The following is a 19815-nucleotide window of genomic DNA, read 5'->3' as shown; positions in this document are numbered from 1 at the left end:
GTCGTTGTCTAGATTCAGTCCATCAACGTATTCGAATTCCCGGCTTGCCGGAAGTCTCAAATAATCGGGTGTAAAAGCTCTGTGGTTAGTCATCGGGCTTACGATCCACACTCAGTCGATAGCCGCTAATTCAGCCTCAATGGCATCAAATTGATTTGAAGTGATGAGAACCATTCCGTTCTCGTATAACTGCTTCAAACTCTGATTTCGGATCAAGTGAACGGAAGTTTCTTTTATGGCATCGGGAATATGTTTGCTCAACACTTCTAGCGCCGCTTCATCTGACAACAGTTCTTCAATAATCGTGTCAGCATTATAATGGGTTCGGAAAATTTCCCCGGTTTCATAAGTAAAATGATACGTACCAGATCCAACTTCAAGCCGTACGCCCACATCTGTAACCGTCACGGAAAGAATTCCGTTCACCCGTTCAACCGCCTGCCCGTTTTCTGTCAAGCCTGAAGCCGTCGCGCCTCTCAGCATCACTTCTGCGGTGCAATTGGCCGGAATCCGTACCGTTACCGTGACACGTTTGCGGTCCTCAATACACCAACCGGATTCGATTTGTCCATACATTGATTGATGTGCCGATCGCGCATAGGTTAGCCTATCGCGGCCGAACATCGGCTCAATCCGTATCCGTTTGAAAGCTGGAACAGTTAGATCCATGTCAAGTCCCGCCACTTTGCGGTACATCCAGTCGCCAATTGCACCATATGAATAATGGTTGAACGAGTTCATATCATCCTTCCAGAATGAACCGTCTGGCTTGATGCTGTCCCAATGCTCCCAAATAGTCGTTGCGCCTTTCGACACGGAATACAACCAGCCTGGATAGCTTTCCTGCATCAGCAATTTTACGGCGGTATCGTGATACCCATTGTTAGAAAGCGCGAAGCATAAATAGGGCGTTCCGACAAAGCCCGTTGTCAGATGATACCCATTATTAACTATTAATTTGTTTAAATCTTTTGCTATCCTTGCACGTATCTTCCCTTCAACGAGCTCGAACGTCAGGGCAAGCACATGTGCCGTCTGAGTCGGAGCAGCCATTCTTCCATTGACCGTTACAAATTCATTGCGAAATTCCTCAACGATGCGGCTATAAAGTTCACTGTATTGACGTGCTTCTTTCGTGCGACCGAGTAAATGCGCAGCATCTCGAACGATTCGCGTTGAGTAAGCGTAATAAGCTGTGGCTACGAGGTCATCCGGGGTTGCCCCGAAATAACTGTTCTCCTTAGCATCAAGCGCTAGCCAATCTCCGAAATGAAAGCCGGTATTCCATAGATATTCGTTATCGCCTTGTGAACGAATGTATTCCACCCAAGCCTTCATGCTGTCATATTGTTCGGCAAGAAGACGCTGGTCTCCATAATATTGATAAACAGCCCAGGGACAGATCACAGCGGCATCTCCCCAAGCAGCAGAGTTCGCGTCTCCTACGATATCCGGGATCACGAATGGCACGCCGCCATTCGGATGCTGCTCCGCCCTCAAATCGTGCAGCCACTTCGTAAAGAATGGACCTCCTTGATAATTGAACAAAGCCGTATTGATGAATACCTGCGCGTCCCCCGTCCAACCTAGTCGCTCATCCCGCTGCGGGCAATCGGTTGGCAGGTCGAGAAAATTGCCTCGTTGTCCCCACTTGATATTGCTTTGCAACTGATTGACATGCTCATTTGAGCACTCAAACTCCCCGGTCGCTGCCATATCGGAGTGAATGACTTCACCAACGAAAGCATCCAACGGCAACCCGTTCTCTGCGCCCGGGAATCCTTCTACTTTGACATAACGGAAGCCCATAAAGGAGAAATGCGGCGTATAGCTCTCTATCTCTTCACCTTTAGTCGTGTAGACAACCGTCTGTTTTGCGAAACGAAGATTACCGAAGTAAATATTGCCGTCTTTGTCAAGCACCTCTGCGTGCCGCAACGTGATTCGAGTGCCTGCGGGTGCAGACACAGTGAACCGAATGCGGCCAACCATGTTTTGCCCCATATCAAGCACATGATCGCCGGACGGGGTGACGATGCCGGCAATGGGACGAATGGTTTCTGTCACCCGTGTCGGCCAGTTTTCCTGGGCAACCAACACGTTCATGGGAAGGTTCAGTGTCTCCGTCGTTTTCCAGTCTACATCATCAAAACCCGAGCAGTTCCAATCTTTGATTTCCCGCCGGGCATCATAAGTTTCGCCATGATAGATGTTAGAATAGAGAATCGGTCCTATTTCCGCCTTCCAACTCTTATCTGATGTAATAATACTTTCCGTTCCGTCTGTATAGGTCACGTGCATTTGTAGCAGAACCGCTCGATGCTCGCCATACAGATAATTTGCATTTTCAAAGCCCAAGCGGCCTTTGTACCAGCCGTCGCCAAGCTGAACGCCGATAGCGTTCTCACCCTGTACCAGAAATTCGGCAACATCGTACGTTTGATACTGAATGCGTTTCCGATAACTGGTCCAGCCAGGAGTGAACAAGTCTTTCGAGATACGGCAGCCGTTGATATAAAGCTCATAAACGCCCGCAGCCGTCGCATAAATCCGCGCTGATGCGACTTCCTTCTGAAGCTTGAAAGTCTTACGAAGCAAAAAGGAAGGCTCAGTATGAGGATCAATTTCTTTCGTATCCGGCGTAATCCAATCAGCTAACCATTCCGTATGTTTAAGCAGGCCCGTCTCGAACCAAGAAACTTCGCTCCAATCGGACTCTTCACCGGCTTGATCCCAAACTTTGACCTGGTAATAATAACGTGTACAGGACTTCAGGTCAGTCCCGTCGTAAGGAACATGGATCGATTGTTCCGATATTACGCGTCCAGAATCCCAAAGCGGCTGTTCGAAATTCCGTTCGGGACCGGAAACGGACAGACGGTACGCCTCCTGCAGCGTTGCTCTGCGGGTTGATTCCATCCTCCAGCTAAACCGCGGCCGCTCAACTCCGAGTCCAAGCGCCTCCATTCTATACTCGCAGGTTAAATCCTTTACACTAAATTTTGTCATCGGCTCTAATTCTCCTCCATAATCACTTCTTTTGGAACTAGCTCCTTTGTGCACTCCGATACGCTCTTATCCAGAATGAAGTTATCTATTAATTTCTCCGTTCTATAAATCATTATCTGGCTTCGTTCAAAACAATTTGACCGGACCAAGCAGCCCACAGGTATCCAGTGAAGCATAGGTCGAAGCCATCAGAGAAATGGCAAAGCCCTCATTCTGCCGGTTGTCCCTCGAACGCGTCCGATTATTGGTTACAATAATTTCGAGGCGATTCGTTCCTTTCCTGATAGCGTTGTTCAACTCAAAGCGATAAGGGGAAGCTACAGCAGCACCCAGGAATTTGCCGTTAACCCATACCTCCGCACATTCCGATACTCTGCCTAAATCCAGCATCTTGGGCATAGCTTCTTCCACTGCAAACGAAGCCGTATATTTAATTTTTCCAAAGAAATCCGGCTGCGTGCCGGCAGCCCCGATATCAACCAGACGGTCCGTTGTAAATGTCTCCGGTGACGGCCCACCGTCCAAGGACTCAAAGGAAACCTCCCATACCGTTTTTATTTCATCTGTGTGCAGACCGGAGAGCAACGGGGCATCCTCAAGTTCCTCTCCAAACAAGAACAGTACCGATTCGAACTGTCCGAGCCGTAACGGGATTTCTGTATAGCCATCCTTAACCTCTACCTTTGGATGATAGAGACGGTTGTTCATCACATCATACAGCCTTACCGGCTTATCGCTGGGAATGGAAACTACGGTTTCGACGTCTTGTGCCGGTTCTTCGTTGTGGAACATGTATAGATCAATAGATTTACGCTTGTAATGCAGGTAGCGCAGATAATGCTGGGAATTGGAAAGGCTGATTTCATAGATACTGGCTTGTCGGAGCTCCTCTGCAAGCTCGCTAAGCGGGATCGCTTTGCAGGAGAAAATCTCTTCTGGCAGCCTATCGTTACTCTCGCAATAGCCTTCAGGATGCTGGTCCACAAAGTAAATCGGGAATTCAGCTTTCAAGGCTTCTATGATGGCTTCAACAAGAACCCCCGGAATACGCTGACAGTAAGGAATGACCAGAGCACTGTACGTTTCCTTATGAATCAGAAGCTTACCGGATGATATCCGGGTCCCATAGTAATCTGTATCAATGAAGACATCCTTCGGTATTACGTCATAGTCGATTTGATTGCTAGCAAGTGCCTTTCCTGCTTTATGGAAGTATTGGAATTCGCCGCTCCACTCCGCATCGGCATGATAGAGAACCGCCACCGGGGCAATATGCACACCGCCATTCAGGATATGGCACATCCGGTCGGTGTATTGATTAAGCATCCGGGAAAAAGCGAGATCAAGCTCCAATCCGGACTGTGCGGGAATGAAATGATTAATGCCGTTTACCAGTAAGTGATCAATTACAAATTTGCGGAGCTTGCTTCCAGCAATATCTCCGTATAATCCCAGGAGCTCGCATATGCTTCTCCCCTGTTTTTTGGGATCAATATGGCCGGCGGAGGAACCCAGCTTGGCGAGACCGTAATGGTAGAACTCTCCATCTCCATCGGTTGCGCCATACCAGCTCATCCCCGGATCATCGAGTCCAGGCCATAGTTGTCCTCCAATTAAATCGATGCCCGCCATATGCTGTCCTTCCATAACGCGGAAGATATTTCCGGTACCACAGCCAAGGCGGGTGTGGGAATTCTCATCCTCCAACACATGCCCTATATAAGTAATGCCTCTTTCCTCACACCACTGGTAGACCTGGCCGTTATAGTTTCTGGCAATTAGTTCAGTAATGATATCCATATAGGCATGTCTGACGATGGATGTCTGCTCTCCGCAAGAGTACCAGAGGCTTGGCAGCAGATCGGCCAGTTTTGTACCCAGCCGTTCCTCCAATAGTTTCGGAACATCCGGATTCCAGGGCAGTGGTATAGTCATTCCTCTATGCGTCTTGCCTGGCAGGCTGTCAAATACATAGCCGCCTAAATTACCAAGCTCTGGTTCATCATAGAAGAAGCCCATCCAGGTTTTTCCGAGCTCCTTCTTTAAGTACTCGTAGTGTGGAGCATGTACGGCATCAATCTGCACACGCACAGACTCTGCATCCAGCAGATTCATGAAGTGTTTTCTGCCGCCGCTGTAGGTTTCAATAAAAACGAATATCCGCCAATTCCCGGGTCCCAGGTCGGTTCTTAATACACCCTCTTCCACCCGCTGGGTAAGGTCGATGACCGAAGCCGGATCATATCCCTCTCCGTCAGGGGATTTGGCAATAGCAACAGCATGCAGAAGCCGGTTGGGAAGATCACTGATGTAATTCAGTGCTTCCAGCACATTGCCTTGTACAGCTCTTACAAGCTTATCAACGGATATGTAGGCATCCTGAACAGGTCCTCTGATATCCATATGTCTTTCTGCAATAAACTTTTTACTTTTTTCACGATGCTCAGATGTTTGAAAAGCGCCATTGGCAGAACCGGTAGGAAAAGGAGCCGCATCCTGCATCCAGAACGTCATCCCCAACTCCCCGCAAATCTTAGCAACATAATCCAGCCGTTCCCACCAGAATTCATCAAACTTTGTCGTTGCGGTAAGTGAAATGCCTGTCTTGTCATACTCCAGCACCATCGAGTAAATCCCGTGCTTGTAAAGCTCCGTGATGCGTTCCCGTAAGCTATCTTCTGTATCTTTATCACTAATTTTAAAAAAGGGCTGTTGGTAATGCAGGCTTTTCCCTGTGATTGCTTCTTGTATCAGCCGATCCATTTGATCACTCCCCCTACCATATATGCGGTACTTCCTTAATATACCGCTGGCCCGGGGAGGAGGCTTGCAGTTAGGCGACTCCTTTGTTATGCTTTCCCGACTTCTTTTAATATTAGCCCGGGCAGTTCCGATTTTTATGGCGGTACTCTATAGGACTACATTCCATATATTTTTTAAAGATAGTAGTAAAATGAGAAAGATTCGTATAGCCTACAGAGCCTGCCACCTGACTGATAGGCATATCGGTTTTAACAATGAGCTCTGCGGCAATCCGGATCCGTTCCTGAAGTAGATAATCCGAAATGGATAAGCCTGTTTCCCGTTTGAAGATTCTTGATAAATAATCTGGATTTAAGAACGTTTGGGCAGCGATCTTATCCCGGGTCAGCTCATCATCTTCCAAATGCAAAGCGATGTATCTTTTAACCTTTTCCACCACACTTTCTACTTCCGCATGTTTCAATGCCTTGCTGATTACATGCTGCACCCACAGCTTCATATCGGAAATAGAGCTGGTAGATTTGCTTGAAAGCTCTGCGGAAGTCGGGTCGCTGAATAACTGGTGAGCCTGGATGCCTTTCAAATTCAGCACATAATAGATCATTTGCATCAAATCAATTTGCAGCTTCTGTAGAAGTTCAGCACTCATTTGGCCGGTTGGGACAAGCCGTTCCAAATAAGCCGTGATCTCGTTAATGATAGTTTCTTTCGCACCTTTTTTTAGCAGCGCAGCCAACAGCTCCATATCAGGCAACTTGGCAGTTCTCGGCTGTATTGTGTCTGTTTTAAGTAGAAACACCTTATTGTTGTAAGCTACATTGCTGCGTTCCAGCATTTTTAGCTGCTCAAACATCCCAACGAGCTCATGGATATGAACAGGTATTCCGATATAGCAGGAAATATCACAATAAAAAAACTGATTGCAGGATTCAATGTAAGCATTACACCTCGTTTTTATGGTGTCTGTTAAGCCTGTTACTTCCGGTTCTTCGGCTAGAATAACCAGCATACGGTTAGGATCCAGTGGAACGACGCTGCCAAATGGGGATTCGGCAATAATTACTTCGACTGCTCCGTTTTTAAGCGCATACTCCATAATCGCCCTGTCTCTTAATGTCATTTCTTTATGATAGCGCTGTACACTAAGCAATAGCGGAATAAATTCCATCTGCTCCGAATAGGGCAAATTGCGTTCTTTCATTACTGACGAAATGGCTTTTGGACTCGAAGGAACAGTCTGCTGCAGTAAATCCAGCCAAAATTTCTCAACCATTAGGGGGTGATGCTGGGTCCAGAATTTATGATAATGATTGAATTCGCTCGTCTGGCTTAGTTTATGGATAGCCTTCTCTATCGCCTTCTCGAGATCAGCAGTTGGAACCGGCTTCAGTAGGTAATCCAGACTCCCTAGCTCAAGTGCTTCTTTGGCATAGGAAAAGTCTGCATGGCTGGTAATGATAATGGTTTCGGTTGCAGGATGATGCTCTTTTACCCATGCCAGGAGCTCAAGTCCGCTCCCCTGCGGCATTTCAATATCGCATAACATCATATCCACCGCGTGCTGAGCAAATAATTCTTTTGCCTTCCGTATGGTATAGGCCGTGTATACCTCAGCAATATTCAGTTTCTCTTTATCAAGATCATATAGCAGTCCATCTACAACATGCATCTCGTCATCAACAATCATCAGGTTATACAATGCTGTCTCCCCCTTGCTTGTTCACAGGCTTCATTGGAAGCATAATCTCGACAACTGCACCTTGCGGCATACCGTTGCTGAAGCAGATCTTGGCTTCATGATCATATAGCAGCCGGATCCGGCGTTGGATATTCCATATCCCAGTATGTTCCCCCTTCGAATTGACTATGGATATTCCTTGGCTGATGGCCTGGAGAACGTGCTCAGGATATCCTTTTCCTGTATCTTCAATCCGGAGAATGATAAAAGTTTCCCCCCCAGCTTCTATGATATCGACATCAAGCGAAATGCAGACAGGCTCATCCAGCGTCACTGCGTGCTTCACTGTGTTTTCAAAGAAGGTCTGAATAATGAGCGGCGGAACTTCAACATCCTGAACATAATCCGGCACACTGATCGCAGAGGTGATGCTTCCCGGAAATCTCAATTCCTGAATCCTTAAATAATTCCGGCTGTGCTCCAGCTCATCCCGTAAGCTTACAAAGGTAGAATCGCCTCGGAAAATAAAGCGGAAATGCTGGATCAGACACATCGTCATTTCCATCATCAGGCTCGTTTTATTCATCTTGGCTAGATTATACAGAATGGTTAGCGAGTTCATAAAAAAGTGGGGATTCATCTGCAGCTGCAATCTGAGCAGCTCTTCTTTTTGCTTGCTTAGCTGCTCCTCGTACACATCCAGCTTCAATTGGCGAATTTCATCCACCATTTCGTTAAAGGTATGATTTACAATTTGAAATTCATCCGTAATTGATGCTGTTTCGACTTTGGTCGTTAAGCTGCCGCTGCGGATACGCTTCATGGCTGAGAGCAATTTGCTCAGCGGGATGAGAATCGTTTTTCTCAAGTAGAACAAACCAAGAGGAATGAGCAGTAGCGTTAATAATGGTAAAGTTAACAACACCCGCTGGAGAGCCGGCAAACTTTGTAAAATTTGCTCATCCGGTATAACAACAATCAAGCTGAAATCGCCATTAACCGAATGTTCTCCCACAACCAGATATTTATGCTTATCACCTGTTAGATCATATCCTGTCTGCTGTAGAGGGAGATGAATTCCGCTTATCTCTGCCAGTTGTACGTTCGTAATTGGACGGCCTTCATCATCTGCCAGCAACACACCGCCCCGTTCTCCCAGTTCAAGCAGATGCAGCGGAGTTGCAAGCTTATTGGCCTCTATAACAGCCGTTATATACTGATTGGAATACTTGAGGGTTTGAATCAGAAAATAACTGCTGCCGATCTGTTTGACCGTCCAGCCAAACGTATGATAGTTGCCAGATGTCTCTTGTGCGGCTTGAGCACTGATGAAATCATACACCTTCACTTTTTTTTCATAGTCAATGACTTCCTTGATCACATCAATGTATTCATTACGGGACTTGTTATATACAAAAAAGGAGCTGGCCGCAGGATACATATTGATATCATTGGTCATTCTGTTGCTGAGCATTAACTTGGACAGAGTATAAATATCTTCCGATGAGGTCTGGGCCATCGCCACAAAGTCCTGGTTGAGCGCAACGACATTGTTCATGTAGATTTCAATATTATCCATACTGTTATCCATCTGTTTCATATACATTTGTGTCATCTGATTATAGGATAGGGCCACCTGATTTCTTACAACTCCAATCGCATAGAAGTTGCTGTATATCAGCATAGCAATCATCGGTAATGTAAGGAGAAACACACCGATTATCAGTTTAGCCCGGATTGTATGATGAAATTGGGTCCATTTTTTCATTGATGCCATCAGGTTAGCCTCCGCCTTGAAGTGTAAGTTGTACATTTCCTGTCAGGAAAGGCAAAAAGTCCACTCGGCTGAAGATATTCACCAACCCCGGATGGACTTAAGCTTACTATTCATTGTTATCCTTTTACTGCCCCTACTGCAATACCTTTAACAAAATACTTTTGGAAGAATGGATAAGCCAGGAGCATTGGCACTACGCCGATTACTGCAATGGCCATTTTTACTGTTTCGAGCGGTGCGCTGGTGTTGGTCATGTTAGCTCCCCAGCTCGTATTACTTGCCAGGAACTGGGCGTCCATCAGAATCCGGTTAAGCAGTGGCTGAATCCCATACAGCTTGGAGTCCGTCAGGTAGATTAACGCGTTATTCCAGTCATTCCAGTAAGCGATCGTCTGAAATAATCCAACTGTTGCCAGAATCGGCATCGACAAAGGCAGTACAATGGACCTGAAGGTACGCCACTCTCCTGCTCCGTCTATTTTAGCGGACTCAATCACAGGCATTGGAATCGATGTTAGGAAGTACGTGCGGATCAGCATCACATTAATACCATTCATCAGTAGTCCGGGAACAATCAATGCCCAAATGGTATTCTTCAAATCGAAGAGTTGAGTGTATACCAGATAAGTAGGTACTAGTCCGCCATTGAACAGCAGAGTGAAGAATACGATAAAAGCCAGCGGGTTACGAGCCGGATAATCTCTGCGGGAAAGCGGATAGGCCAGTAGCGCAGACATTAACAAGCTGGATACCGTTCCAAAAACTGTTATAAACAGGGTAATGCCGTAGGATCGCAGGATGCCGGAGCCCCCATTGAGCAAATACCTGTAAGCATCCAGACTGTAAGCAGATGGGAAAAAGGAATATCCGTCCCGAATAATAGCCTGTGAATCGGTTATGGAAGCCTGAATTAACAGGGCGAATGGTAATATACAGGCTATGGTAAAAAAAGCAAACACAATATGTCCAAGAATACGCCAGCCTCTGTTTTCTGTTGTCATTGTAATACTCCTTTCTAAAACAATGCGTTATCTTTACTGAATTTGCGGACGAGCCAGTTGGAGAGCATTACAAGCGAGAAACCGACGAGCGATTGATACACACCTGCTGCAGCCGACATGCCTACATCTCCTAGTCCAAGGAGACCCCGGTACACATAAGTGTCAATAACATTAGTGGTTTCATATAATGGGCCTGAGTTCATCGGCACCTGATAGAACAATCCGAAATCTGAATAGAATATTTTGCCAATGGAGAGCAGCAGCAGCATTACAATCGTCGGCATAATCAGTGGAATGGTAATGCCTTTAATCTGCTGCCATTTGCTTGCCCCATCTAGACGGGCCGCTTCATAATACTCTTCGTCAATGCCGATAATGGATGCGAAGTATACGACAACGGAAAATCCGATGCTTTTCCACATATGCACTATTGTCAGAATGACTGGCCAGTATTTAGCTTCAAAGTACCATGCAATCTTATCCAGCCCGAGCATAGGCAAAACGGTATTATTCATAAATCCCGTATCGCTGAGAACAGCATAGACCAGATAACTGACAATTATTATCGACACCAGCTGCGGAATCAGGATCATACTTTGATAAAAACGGCCGAAAAATTTATTACGCACTTCATTTAGCAAAACCGCTAGAAAGATGGCTATAGCGATTCCCATGATGATCCACACAATGTTGTACAGCAGCGTATTTCTTGTAATGATGAATGCGTCGGATGTAGTAAACAAATACTTGAAATTTCGTAATCCTACCCAATCGCTTTGAAAGATGCCTTTTGAAAAATTAACATCTTTAAAAGCGATCATCATTCCGAACATCGGCAAATAGTTGTTGATCAGTAAATAAATCATCCCCGGAATTACCATGAAGGTAAGCGGCAAATATTTGCGGAAGGTTTTCTTTCTTGCTCTTTTAGGCGTAATTACGTTTGTTGCAGTCGCACTCTGCTGCATCTCTATCCCCTGACCTTTCAGTTATTTCTTACTTCTATCCTATAAAAATAGAGGCCAGGCAGCCTTCGGTTTGCCGACTTTGTGGTAACGGTTTTCCGACTTTGGACCATTAGAAGGTAAGTTAGCTTTAAAATAAATAATTCCGGAGCATGGATTTATGCTCCGGAATTATCATTACAGGTTTTTCTGTGCCCAAATATCCAGCTGCTTCTGTTTCTCGGCAATAACCTTATCAATGCCCGCACTCTTCAGCTTTGCATTAAATTCAGAAAGATGTTTTTCCGGATCAAGAATACCCGTCTCCAGAGCTTTCTTGTATTGGTTCATAACATTGGTTAATGCAGTAATCTCTGCTTTTACCGGTGTTGAATCGAAAGCGAAGCCCAGTGCTTTAGATTTGATTGCGCTTTGGTTGAAGGCCTCCATCTCAGTCCATTTATTTGGATCTTCACCTTTTCGCACATAGGACAAGAAGCTGTTACCGAATAGCCAGGACAAATCCCAGAAGTAAGGATGATTTGCCGCAGTAAGTCCCTCAGGGAAATCAATAACATTATCCGTTCCTTCTACCTTTACATAATGCTTGCCTTCGATCCCGAAGTTGAGCATATTGATAATTTCAGGATCTGAGAACATTAAATTCAGGAACTGCATGGAACGGTCTGCATGCTTGGCGCTGGTCGGAATTCCCCACATGATCATTGTAACATCTTTGGTTGTAACAACCGGAGGATTGATCTCTTTTTTAATATACTCCCCGCCGCCACTCAGCATAGGCAATGTACCCTCGACAAAGCCTGGAGGCAGCTGAGCAGCCGTTGCAAACAACGTGTTCGCTTTGTAGAGGTCGTAAGACATCGTCTGAGTAGTGGCAATATCCTTCAGAACATATCCAGCCTGATACCATTTATAAATGGTTTTCAGCCGTTCTGCATATTCCGGCATTTCATATTGGTTGACCACTTTGAGAGCATTATCATAATTCGGCAGGATGCCATATCCGTCTCCCAATGAATCACCAAGCGGCAGAAAGTCAATAAAAGTTCCTCCAGCCCCCTGAGTGGTTATAGGGGTGATACCAGGCTCTTTTTCTTTGAATGCTTTAAGCACGGGTTCAATATCATTAAATGATTTAACATTGTCTACGCTAATCTGTGTCTTATCAAGCAGATCCTTACGGAAGATCACCCCGTAACCGGTCCCCATATTACGCTTGGTTGGCACACCATAGATCTTTCCGTCAATTTTCATAGCGTTAAGGAAATCGTCTCCAAGTGCCTCTTTAATGCCGCCGCCATACTCCTCAAGCAATTTCGTAATATCCTGAAGCTGGCCCTTGCCTACGGTAAGAGAATAGTTAGCCGGCGAAAAGGTAAGATCCAGCTCTTCATTACTGCTAAGCATCAGGTTCATTTGCTGGGTCCAATTGGACGAACTGATCGGCATTAATGTGACCGTCGTATTGATTTTGGCTTTAGTCAGTTTATTCAATTCGTCTTGCACAAGCTGTAAATCTTCGGGTTGAACCAGACTTGGAAAGGCTACCTTCAGATTGATGGTTTCTTCCTGCTGACTCTCCCCCACTGCTGAAGATGTAGGTTCCGTCTGTTCATTGTTTGATTTCGAACCACATCCGGAAAGTGTAAGCGCTACCGACATTGTCAAAGCAAGTACAAGAGGAATGGTTGAACTTTTTATTCTCATCTTCTCAATAACCCCCATCAATAATATGTTGCTGTTGATAGTAAAATATTAACACGGATGCAGATTTGCAACTTACGGTTTGGCGACTTCCTGCTTGCGGTTTAACGACTTTAGGAGCTGGAGATAAAGAAACAGCGTCAGTAAGGGACAAAATTCAAATCCATTCTGGCGCTGTTTTATTAAACTAATTTCATAATGCATTATCTTTGTTTCTTTATTTCTCCCCATGCTTGAGTAAACGGTAATCTTTTTGATTCATCAGATATACCTGAAATAGCCTCCTGCATGGCTTTGTCCATTTGTTCAACAGAGTGGTTATCCATCCATACGTTAAGCTCGTCAACCACTTCCTTTTTGTATATTTCAAGAGAACCATAAATAGTATCATTAACACCGACATGTGCTGGAAGCTGAACACTGTTGCCCTGGTATCTTTCTAATAGCAATAAAAGCTTGCCGGGCATAAGTTGTTCTGTTTCCGCAAGAGTTTTCTCCATCATTGCTTTTACATAGCCGGTAACGTCCCATGTTCCACTTCCAAGTGCAGAAGAGTGACTACCATAAGACTGAGTCGGCCCGTCATCGTAGATATTTATATTAAACATTTTACCGATATCATACGGCATAACGGTATCGATGTCCGGATCTTTAATGACTGTCAGGTTTACACTTGTAAGTTCCGAAGGCAATTCATCCACCAGCGAATGTCCAAGCACTCCCGGATTATTCTCGTTCAAGGCAGTTGAAAAGCTTTTTGGCATCGTTTCGCCGGGTTCCTTTACAAACTCTCTGGTGGTCTGATCTATCGGAACGAGAACATCTGAAGTATTATGGTTGATGGCCATCGGACTGCTAAATTCATCTGTCAAAGCCACCGGGGAAAATGACTCCCACCGCTTCATATCCTGTTTGTCAGGAAAATTATCAAGATTGGGTTCAAACACACCTGTTGTCATTCCAACAAATGGAATAGGCAGCTCCAACATGCTTTTGATTAACGTCCCTGTTTTGTTTTCCGAAACAAGCATCCCTGCAAGTCCTTTAATATAGACTCTGGGCATCCATAAGCGATTGATTTCCTTGACGGACATAAAATATTGATTCAGATTAAAATAAATATTGGATATGGGGGAATTTGCAACCGATGCCGTGTTTCCCATCTGGAGGGCATTGAGCATAAGGGTCATATACCCTCCAGCACTACCGCCCACCAACACAATTCTTTGATTATCAACCTCTGACATATGGCGCAAAGTATAGAGAGCTGCGTTATTAAACACAAGATCGTCATCGGTTAGCTTGCCGTTATATTCATTCTTAGCATTGGCAGGAGATGCAACCGCCCATCCCTGTGCCAGATAGGTACGTAATTCCACGGCATCTTCTTTCATTTCATAATGCGGAATATAGACTACCGGCAAGGGCTTCTCTACATTAGTGGGCTCATAAAACCACATGGGTCTCGTATTTACAGTCTCATTTTTCATGATGTAACTCACATCAATTGACTTGATCTCAACATTTTTAAGAGGAGCAATCTCGCCATCAGCCTCTTTTTGCAGAGACATCAGCTTGGTCATATTTGTCTCACCCAGTTTATCCGCATTCTTAGAATAAGGAGTCGGAATAAAAAGATATATCAGCAATATAATAAGAAGAACCAGTAATACAATACCAATTATTTTCAACACTTTACGTCCGCCCCTTTTTGTAGTTTTCTGTACGTTTTCCATCTACAATCCCCCTTAAATTAGGCAAACCGGCTATCATACTGTACATGATAACCTGTTAACTTCAACCCAACCTCAACGGATATGAGTTTCTATAAAGAACCTCTTGCTGCAATGATCATATTATAGTTTGACTCCGTTAAGCATGATATCTGACTGCTAGGTTGATAATTAAAACAGCGACAGTTCAGGACTTGAATTCCTCTCTACTGTCGCTGTTTCCTTTTAAATTATTTATTTCCCGCCTTGTTTCACTAACTATTTTTGATTTAACCGGTAATACAGATCATTCCAGCGCAGCTCCTGTTCAAGCTCTCTAAAGGTGGTGCCTGAATGAATCAATACACATTCGATACCTGCCATCCGCGCCCAATCCGTTAACTGTTCACTGGTTACATGGTAGGAAAAGCCAAAGTGATGGGCCCCTCCTGCCAGAATCCAGGCTTCAGCTGCACTGGTTAAGGATGGCTCCGGCTTCCAAAGCACCTGTGCCACAGGCAAATTCGGCATTGGATTCTTGTTGTGGGCAGCGTTCACTTCATTAACAATCAGACGGAAACGGTCACCCAGATCAACAAGCGTAGCATTTACAGCTCTACCGGCAGCACCATTAAAGATCAGACGGGCCGGATCTTCTTTTCCCCCTACGAACAATGGATGAACTTCAATTCGCGGTTTATTGGCCGCTAGTGTCGGACAGATCTCCAGCATATGAGCGCCAAGGACCATTTGGTTACCTGCCTGCATGTGATAGGTATAATCCTCCATAAAGGATGTTCCCTTATTTTCTGTCATCACTTTCATCAGCCGGACCAAGGCTGCCGTTTTCCAATCGCCTTCCCCACCAAACCCGTATCCGGCGGCCATCAGCCGCTGGGCTGCAAGGCCAGGGAGCTGATTTAGCCCATGCAAATCCTGGAAGCTGGTGACAAAAGCGCCATAACCTCCATCCTCAAGGAATCCCTTTAAGCCTATTTCGATTCGGGCCTGTTCCCGGATTGCTTCACGTTCAGCTCCTTCCAGGCGTCCACCGTCAGTAAAATCATATGATTCTGTATATTCATCCATCAGAGCTCTAACCTGAGCATCAGTCACAGATTGTACCCGTTCTGCCAGATCGCCGGCTGGATAGCCGTTAACCGTCCAGCCAAACCGTATCTGGGCATCCACCTTATCTCCTTCTGTTACGGCAACATAGCGCATATTGTCACCGAAGCGGGCAATCTTCAGCGTCTGGCTTTCGGTGAACGCTGCAGCCGTTCTCATCCAGGATCCGATCCGGCTGCGCACTTGCACTTCCTTCCAATGGCCTGCTATTATCTTGCGGGGAATACTGAGCCGAGCTCCAATATAACCAAATTCCCGGTCTCCATGAGCTGCCTGATTAAGATTCATGAAATCCATATCAATGCTGTCCCAAGGAATTTCAACATTAAACTGGGTGTGCAGATGAAGTAGAGGTTTACGGAGCTGCTTTAACCCGGAAATCCACATTTTGGCCGGGGAGAACGTATGCATCCAGGTAATAACTCCTGCACAGTAGTCATCCGAATTCGCTTCCAGACATACCCGGCTGATTGCTTCCGGAGTCGTCACTACAGCTTTAAACTGAAGAGTATACGGAAGTGCAGAATCTTGATCGAGTTCAGCAACTATCTCTTTCGTGTTCTGTTCCACTTGCGCCAGTACATCGTCTCCATACAACCCTTGACTTCCGGTAACAAACCAGAAGGTGTAACGCTTGTTTTGAATCATTTGAATTCCTCCTATAGGTTATAAAATACTTTCATGGCTTTTTCGATATCTGCCTTCATTCCTTCAGTCGCTGCTTTGGACAGGTCATGGAAAAAATCTACTTTTTGCTCTTTGAGCAAGTTCTCGACGCTGTATACACCGGCCCTGGACATATATGAATAGTAATTGATTTTCCGGATTCCTTTGCTGATTGCGGTTGTATAGTCCTCCGGACTTACTCCCGAGCCTCCATGCATCACAAGCGGGATATTGACGAGTCTGCTAATTTTATCAATGCGTTCAAAGTCCAGCTGCGGTTTTCTTTTATAGAAGCCATGTGCTGTGCCAAAAATGGCTGCCAGTGCATCAATTCCGGTATCCTTCACGAACCTTTCTGCTAAATCGGGGTCAGTGTATACGCCTTCCATCGTTTCTTCTTCCGGCTCGCTTCCTCCGGCTTCCCGTCCGGCAAGAATGCCAATCTCTGCTTCAACGCTGGCGTTATATTTCTTTGCCAGTTCGACTGCCCTGATCGTATTGGCTACATTCTCTTCATATGGAAGAAGGGATCCATCATACATAATAGAGCTGAAACCCAGTTCCAGAGATTTCTCAATATAATCAAGAGATTCGCCGTGATCCAAATGGACACATACGGGAACAGAAGCATTCCTCGCAAAATGCAGCATTACCGGAGCAATTGTCTCCAGCGGCATAAGCGATTCATGAAGCTGGGCATGACTGATAATAACTGGCACATTAAGCTTTTCTGCTGTTTCGATTACGGCCAGAATCGATTCCAGATTTGGCGTATTAAAGGCCCCTATGGCATAATTCTTTTCCTGGGCGATATCAAGTATTTCTTTCAAATTAACTAACATTGTTTATCCTCCTTTACTTTCTCCCAAGCTGACAAACCTTCAATCATATCAAATGCAATGGCATAATGGATCTGTTCACCGGGCTGAATGAACTTTAATGTTCTTTCCTTACGCATAATATCTCTACCGTCGGGATGACAATTTCCAGGCTCTAAGCCGAGCACATAATCCTTTTCGCCAAGCATCTTCCATTGTACGAAGTAATCCAGAGCATTGGCGTCAAAAGAAATCAACAAGCCTTTCTGAATATCAGGATTATAAATGCCGGCCAATCCATTTCCGCCCTCAAACTTATGATAATAGCATTGCTCAATGAACTGTGGCTGAGGTTCCGTTACGCTCCCCCATGACTCTATATCCTTCTGTGCATGCGGGTTTCTCGCGGCCACTTGACTAGAGGGTATATACAATTCGGCCTGTTCACTGAGCAGCGGATATCCGATATTCGTATGGTACAGGATCATAAGCGGGGTTACACAATCACCCATGTTCTTAATCCGGTCCTCTATCAAAATACGGTTGTTGCTTTTAAAGCAGGTAATTTTTCTGTACAGCATGAGCTTGTCGGAGAAAATTCCCATCTGGTTGATTACTGCATTGATGACGATCTTGTCCTCATCTTCACTGTAATGAACCTGTTCTACAGGGGTGTGGTTTAACGTTCCATGCAGCGGGAGTTCCTCTCCTTCATCTACAGAAGGGGCGCCAACATTAGTTAATCCACAGGTTGTCAGAAAGCCTGCTGTAAAAGACTTCAGAAATCCAGTACCTTTATCATCATAGTAAGCTGGGGCAACATATCCGGAAGGTGCAAAAAATCCGAAATTATCGCCTTTGAAAAACAATCTGGAGATGTCCGCTCCCCGATCTACAGAAACCGTGAAATGCAGACCTTGTCCATTTCTGACTTCCAGCAGACGCATTCCGTCACCTTTGCCGCCAACCAAGCGATGCTCTTCCACTCCACTGATCTGAGAGTGATGACCAATATACTTATGCTTCATAGCCATTCCCCGCTGTCATGCTGTTAAGATATCTTTCACAGCACCGTATAATTTTTTGTATTTTTGATACAAACCCATGTATTGCTCATGTTTCTCCAAGTTTGGCATATAGGTTTCTTTCACATGGACCAGAATTTTCTCCGCCTCATCAATTGATTCATAAATGCCGCATGCAACCCCGGCCAGCATAATACAGCCCAACGTACCCGATTGCGCCGCTCCTAATGAAATAACCGGACGATTTAGAATATCTGCTTTCATCTGTAACCAAACAGGCGACAAGGCTCCCCCGCCGGTTGCTCTGATCGTACTAATTTCAATTCCGCTTTCCAAAAGCCGCTCCAAATTCAAGAGCATTTCATACGTAACCCCTTCCATCAACCCTTGATAGATGTCCGTGCTGGTGGTGTCTGTAGTCAATCCAATAATTGCACCACGGGCATCTGCATCCATATACGGGGTTGCCGCACCTGCGAAATGGGGTAAAACCAGCAATCCTGAAGGTCGGGTTGAATCCACCTTGGAGTTAAAATAATGATAGGGGTTATTGCCTTCATCTCTGGCAAGATCCGCCTCCATGTTCGCCAGCTTATCTCTATACCATTTCAACAAAGCCCCGCCGGTAAAAGAAAAGGCATACGTAACATACTGATTATTCAGAAAAGGAACAATGGCATAACTTCCTTCATACAGCGGCCCACGTTCGATATTGCTGTCAAAGACCGGAGTGATGCATTCCACCGTCCCCGTACCGTCAACAGCCATTCCCGGTGTACTGACACCGGTTCCTATAGCTGCGGCTACCTGATCATGGCAGCCCGATACAATAATTGCTCCTACATGAATTCCCAGCTCCTCACCCAGGGACTTTCGGATTTTTCCGGCCCGGGTCCCAATCGGTACCGGTGTGGGCCATAACCCTATGTCGGTACCCGCATATGCCAATATGTCCTCGTTCCACTGAAGGCGATTAATATCAAATGCCATTGTGCGGCTGGCAAGGGAATAATCAATTTGCTTAATCCCGCTTAGCATATAAACAATATAATCCCCGAACAAGGAGATACTCCGGCAATTACTCCACAACTCCGGATACTGCTCTTTGAAATATATAAGCTTGGAGATACTGTACATCGGGCCGGGATGCAATCCTGTACTGTCTGCCAAATATTCTTGTCCGAAATGATTAACTAACCGTTCACATTGCTCTGTACCCTTCGGATGGGTATAGAGCATAGACGGGGCCAGCGGTAGGTCATTCTCATCCAAAAGCACAAAAGCTTCTCCAAAAGAAGTCACACCTATCGCTTCTATTGCTTCGGTTGTACTGGCCGCTTCTTGTAAAACAGCCTTTGTATTTTCCCATACAAGGGCTGCATCGAGTACGTGATCCGAAGTCCATGATGGATACTCCCTGTATGCTTCGTTTAACAACTCTCCCTCCCGGCTGTACACTGAGCATTTACATCCCGTTGTACCAATATCAATGCCTGCTATTGCCACAAATCTCACCCTCATGTGTAGTATTATTGTTTTGTCTCCTTATTGATCATAGCACTGATAAAA

12 protein-coding genes are annotated in these 19815 nt (G+C 45.4%); all 12 read right to left on the bottom strand.

The annotated features are described in order from the left end of the window. Positions 1–111: 111 nt before the first annotated feature. On the bottom strand, positions 112–3009 hold the full coding sequence (locus AC0MA3_RS11610) for a family 78 glycoside hydrolase catalytic domain (protein ID WP_474656290.1): 2898 nt from the start codon (positions 3007–3009) through the stop codon (positions 112–114). 126 nt (positions 3010–3135) lie between these two features. Beyond that, on the bottom strand, positions 3136–5772 hold the full coding sequence (locus AC0MA3_RS11605) for a glycosylhydrolase-like jelly roll fold domain-containing protein (RefSeq protein WP_474656289.1): 2637 nt from the start codon (positions 5770–5772) through the stop codon (positions 3136–3138). Positions 5773–5884: 112 nt separating this feature from the next. Beyond that, positions 5885–7471, bottom strand: coding sequence for a response regulator transcription factor (locus AC0MA3_RS11600; RefSeq protein WP_474656288.1), 1587 nt, complete (start codon positions 7469–7471; stop codon positions 5885–5887). Further along, entirely contained in the window at positions 7464–9227 is a 1764-nt protein-coding gene (locus AC0MA3_RS11595; protein WP_474656287.1) for a sensor histidine kinase, read from the bottom strand. Before AC0MA3_RS11595 ends, AC0MA3_RS11600 begins: the two co-directional genes overlap by 8 nt. Before the next feature lie 116 nt (positions 9228–9343). After that, entirely contained in the window at positions 9344–10228 is an 885-nt protein-coding gene (locus tag AC0MA3_RS11590; RefSeq protein WP_474656286.1) for a carbohydrate ABC transporter permease, read from the bottom strand. Positions 10229–10242: 14 nt separating this feature from the next. After that, entirely contained in the window at positions 10243–11196 is a 954-nt protein-coding gene (locus tag AC0MA3_RS11585; protein ID WP_474656285.1) for an ABC transporter permease, read from the bottom strand. A gap of 174 nt (positions 11197–11370) precedes the next feature. Then, positions 11371–12900: an ABC transporter substrate-binding protein gene (locus tag AC0MA3_RS11580; RefSeq protein WP_474656284.1), complete on the bottom strand. Its 1530-nt coding sequence runs from the start codon at positions 12898–12900 to the stop codon at positions 11371–11373. 200 nt (positions 12901–13100) lie between these two features. Continuing rightward, complete coding sequence (locus AC0MA3_RS11575) at positions 13101–14633, bottom strand: alpha/beta hydrolase family protein (RefSeq protein ID WP_474656283.1); 1533 nt, start codon at positions 14631–14633, stop codon at positions 13101–13103. A 255-nt stretch (positions 14634–14888) separates the two neighbouring features. Further along, positions 14889–16385, bottom strand: a complete 1497-nt coding sequence (gene araA, locus AC0MA3_RS11570) for an L-arabinose isomerase (RefSeq protein ID WP_474656282.1) — start codon at positions 16383–16385, stop codon at positions 14889–14891. Positions 16386–16396: 11 nt separating this feature from the next. Further along, positions 16397–17245, bottom strand: coding sequence for a class II fructose-bisphosphate aldolase (locus AC0MA3_RS11565; protein ID WP_474656281.1), 849 nt, complete (start codon positions 17243–17245; stop codon positions 16397–16399). Continuing rightward, positions 17239–18249, bottom strand: coding sequence for an aldose 1-epimerase family protein (locus AC0MA3_RS11560; RefSeq protein WP_474656280.1), 1011 nt, complete (start codon positions 18247–18249; stop codon positions 17239–17241). The genes AC0MA3_RS11565 and AC0MA3_RS11560 overlap by 7 nt, the downstream gene beginning before the upstream one ends. Before the next feature lie 15 nt (positions 18250–18264). Next, a complete protein-coding gene (locus tag AC0MA3_RS11555) occupies positions 18265–19767 on the bottom strand; it encodes an FGGY-family carbohydrate kinase (protein WP_474656279.1) in 1503 nt (500 codons plus the stop codon). Positions 19768–19815 lie beyond the last annotated feature (48 nt).

It is taken from the genome of Paenibacillus sp. LS-5 (genome assembly GCF_056121505.1).
Note: the sequence above shows the minus strand (reverse complement) of the source record. Positions and strands in the feature narration are given on the sequence as shown.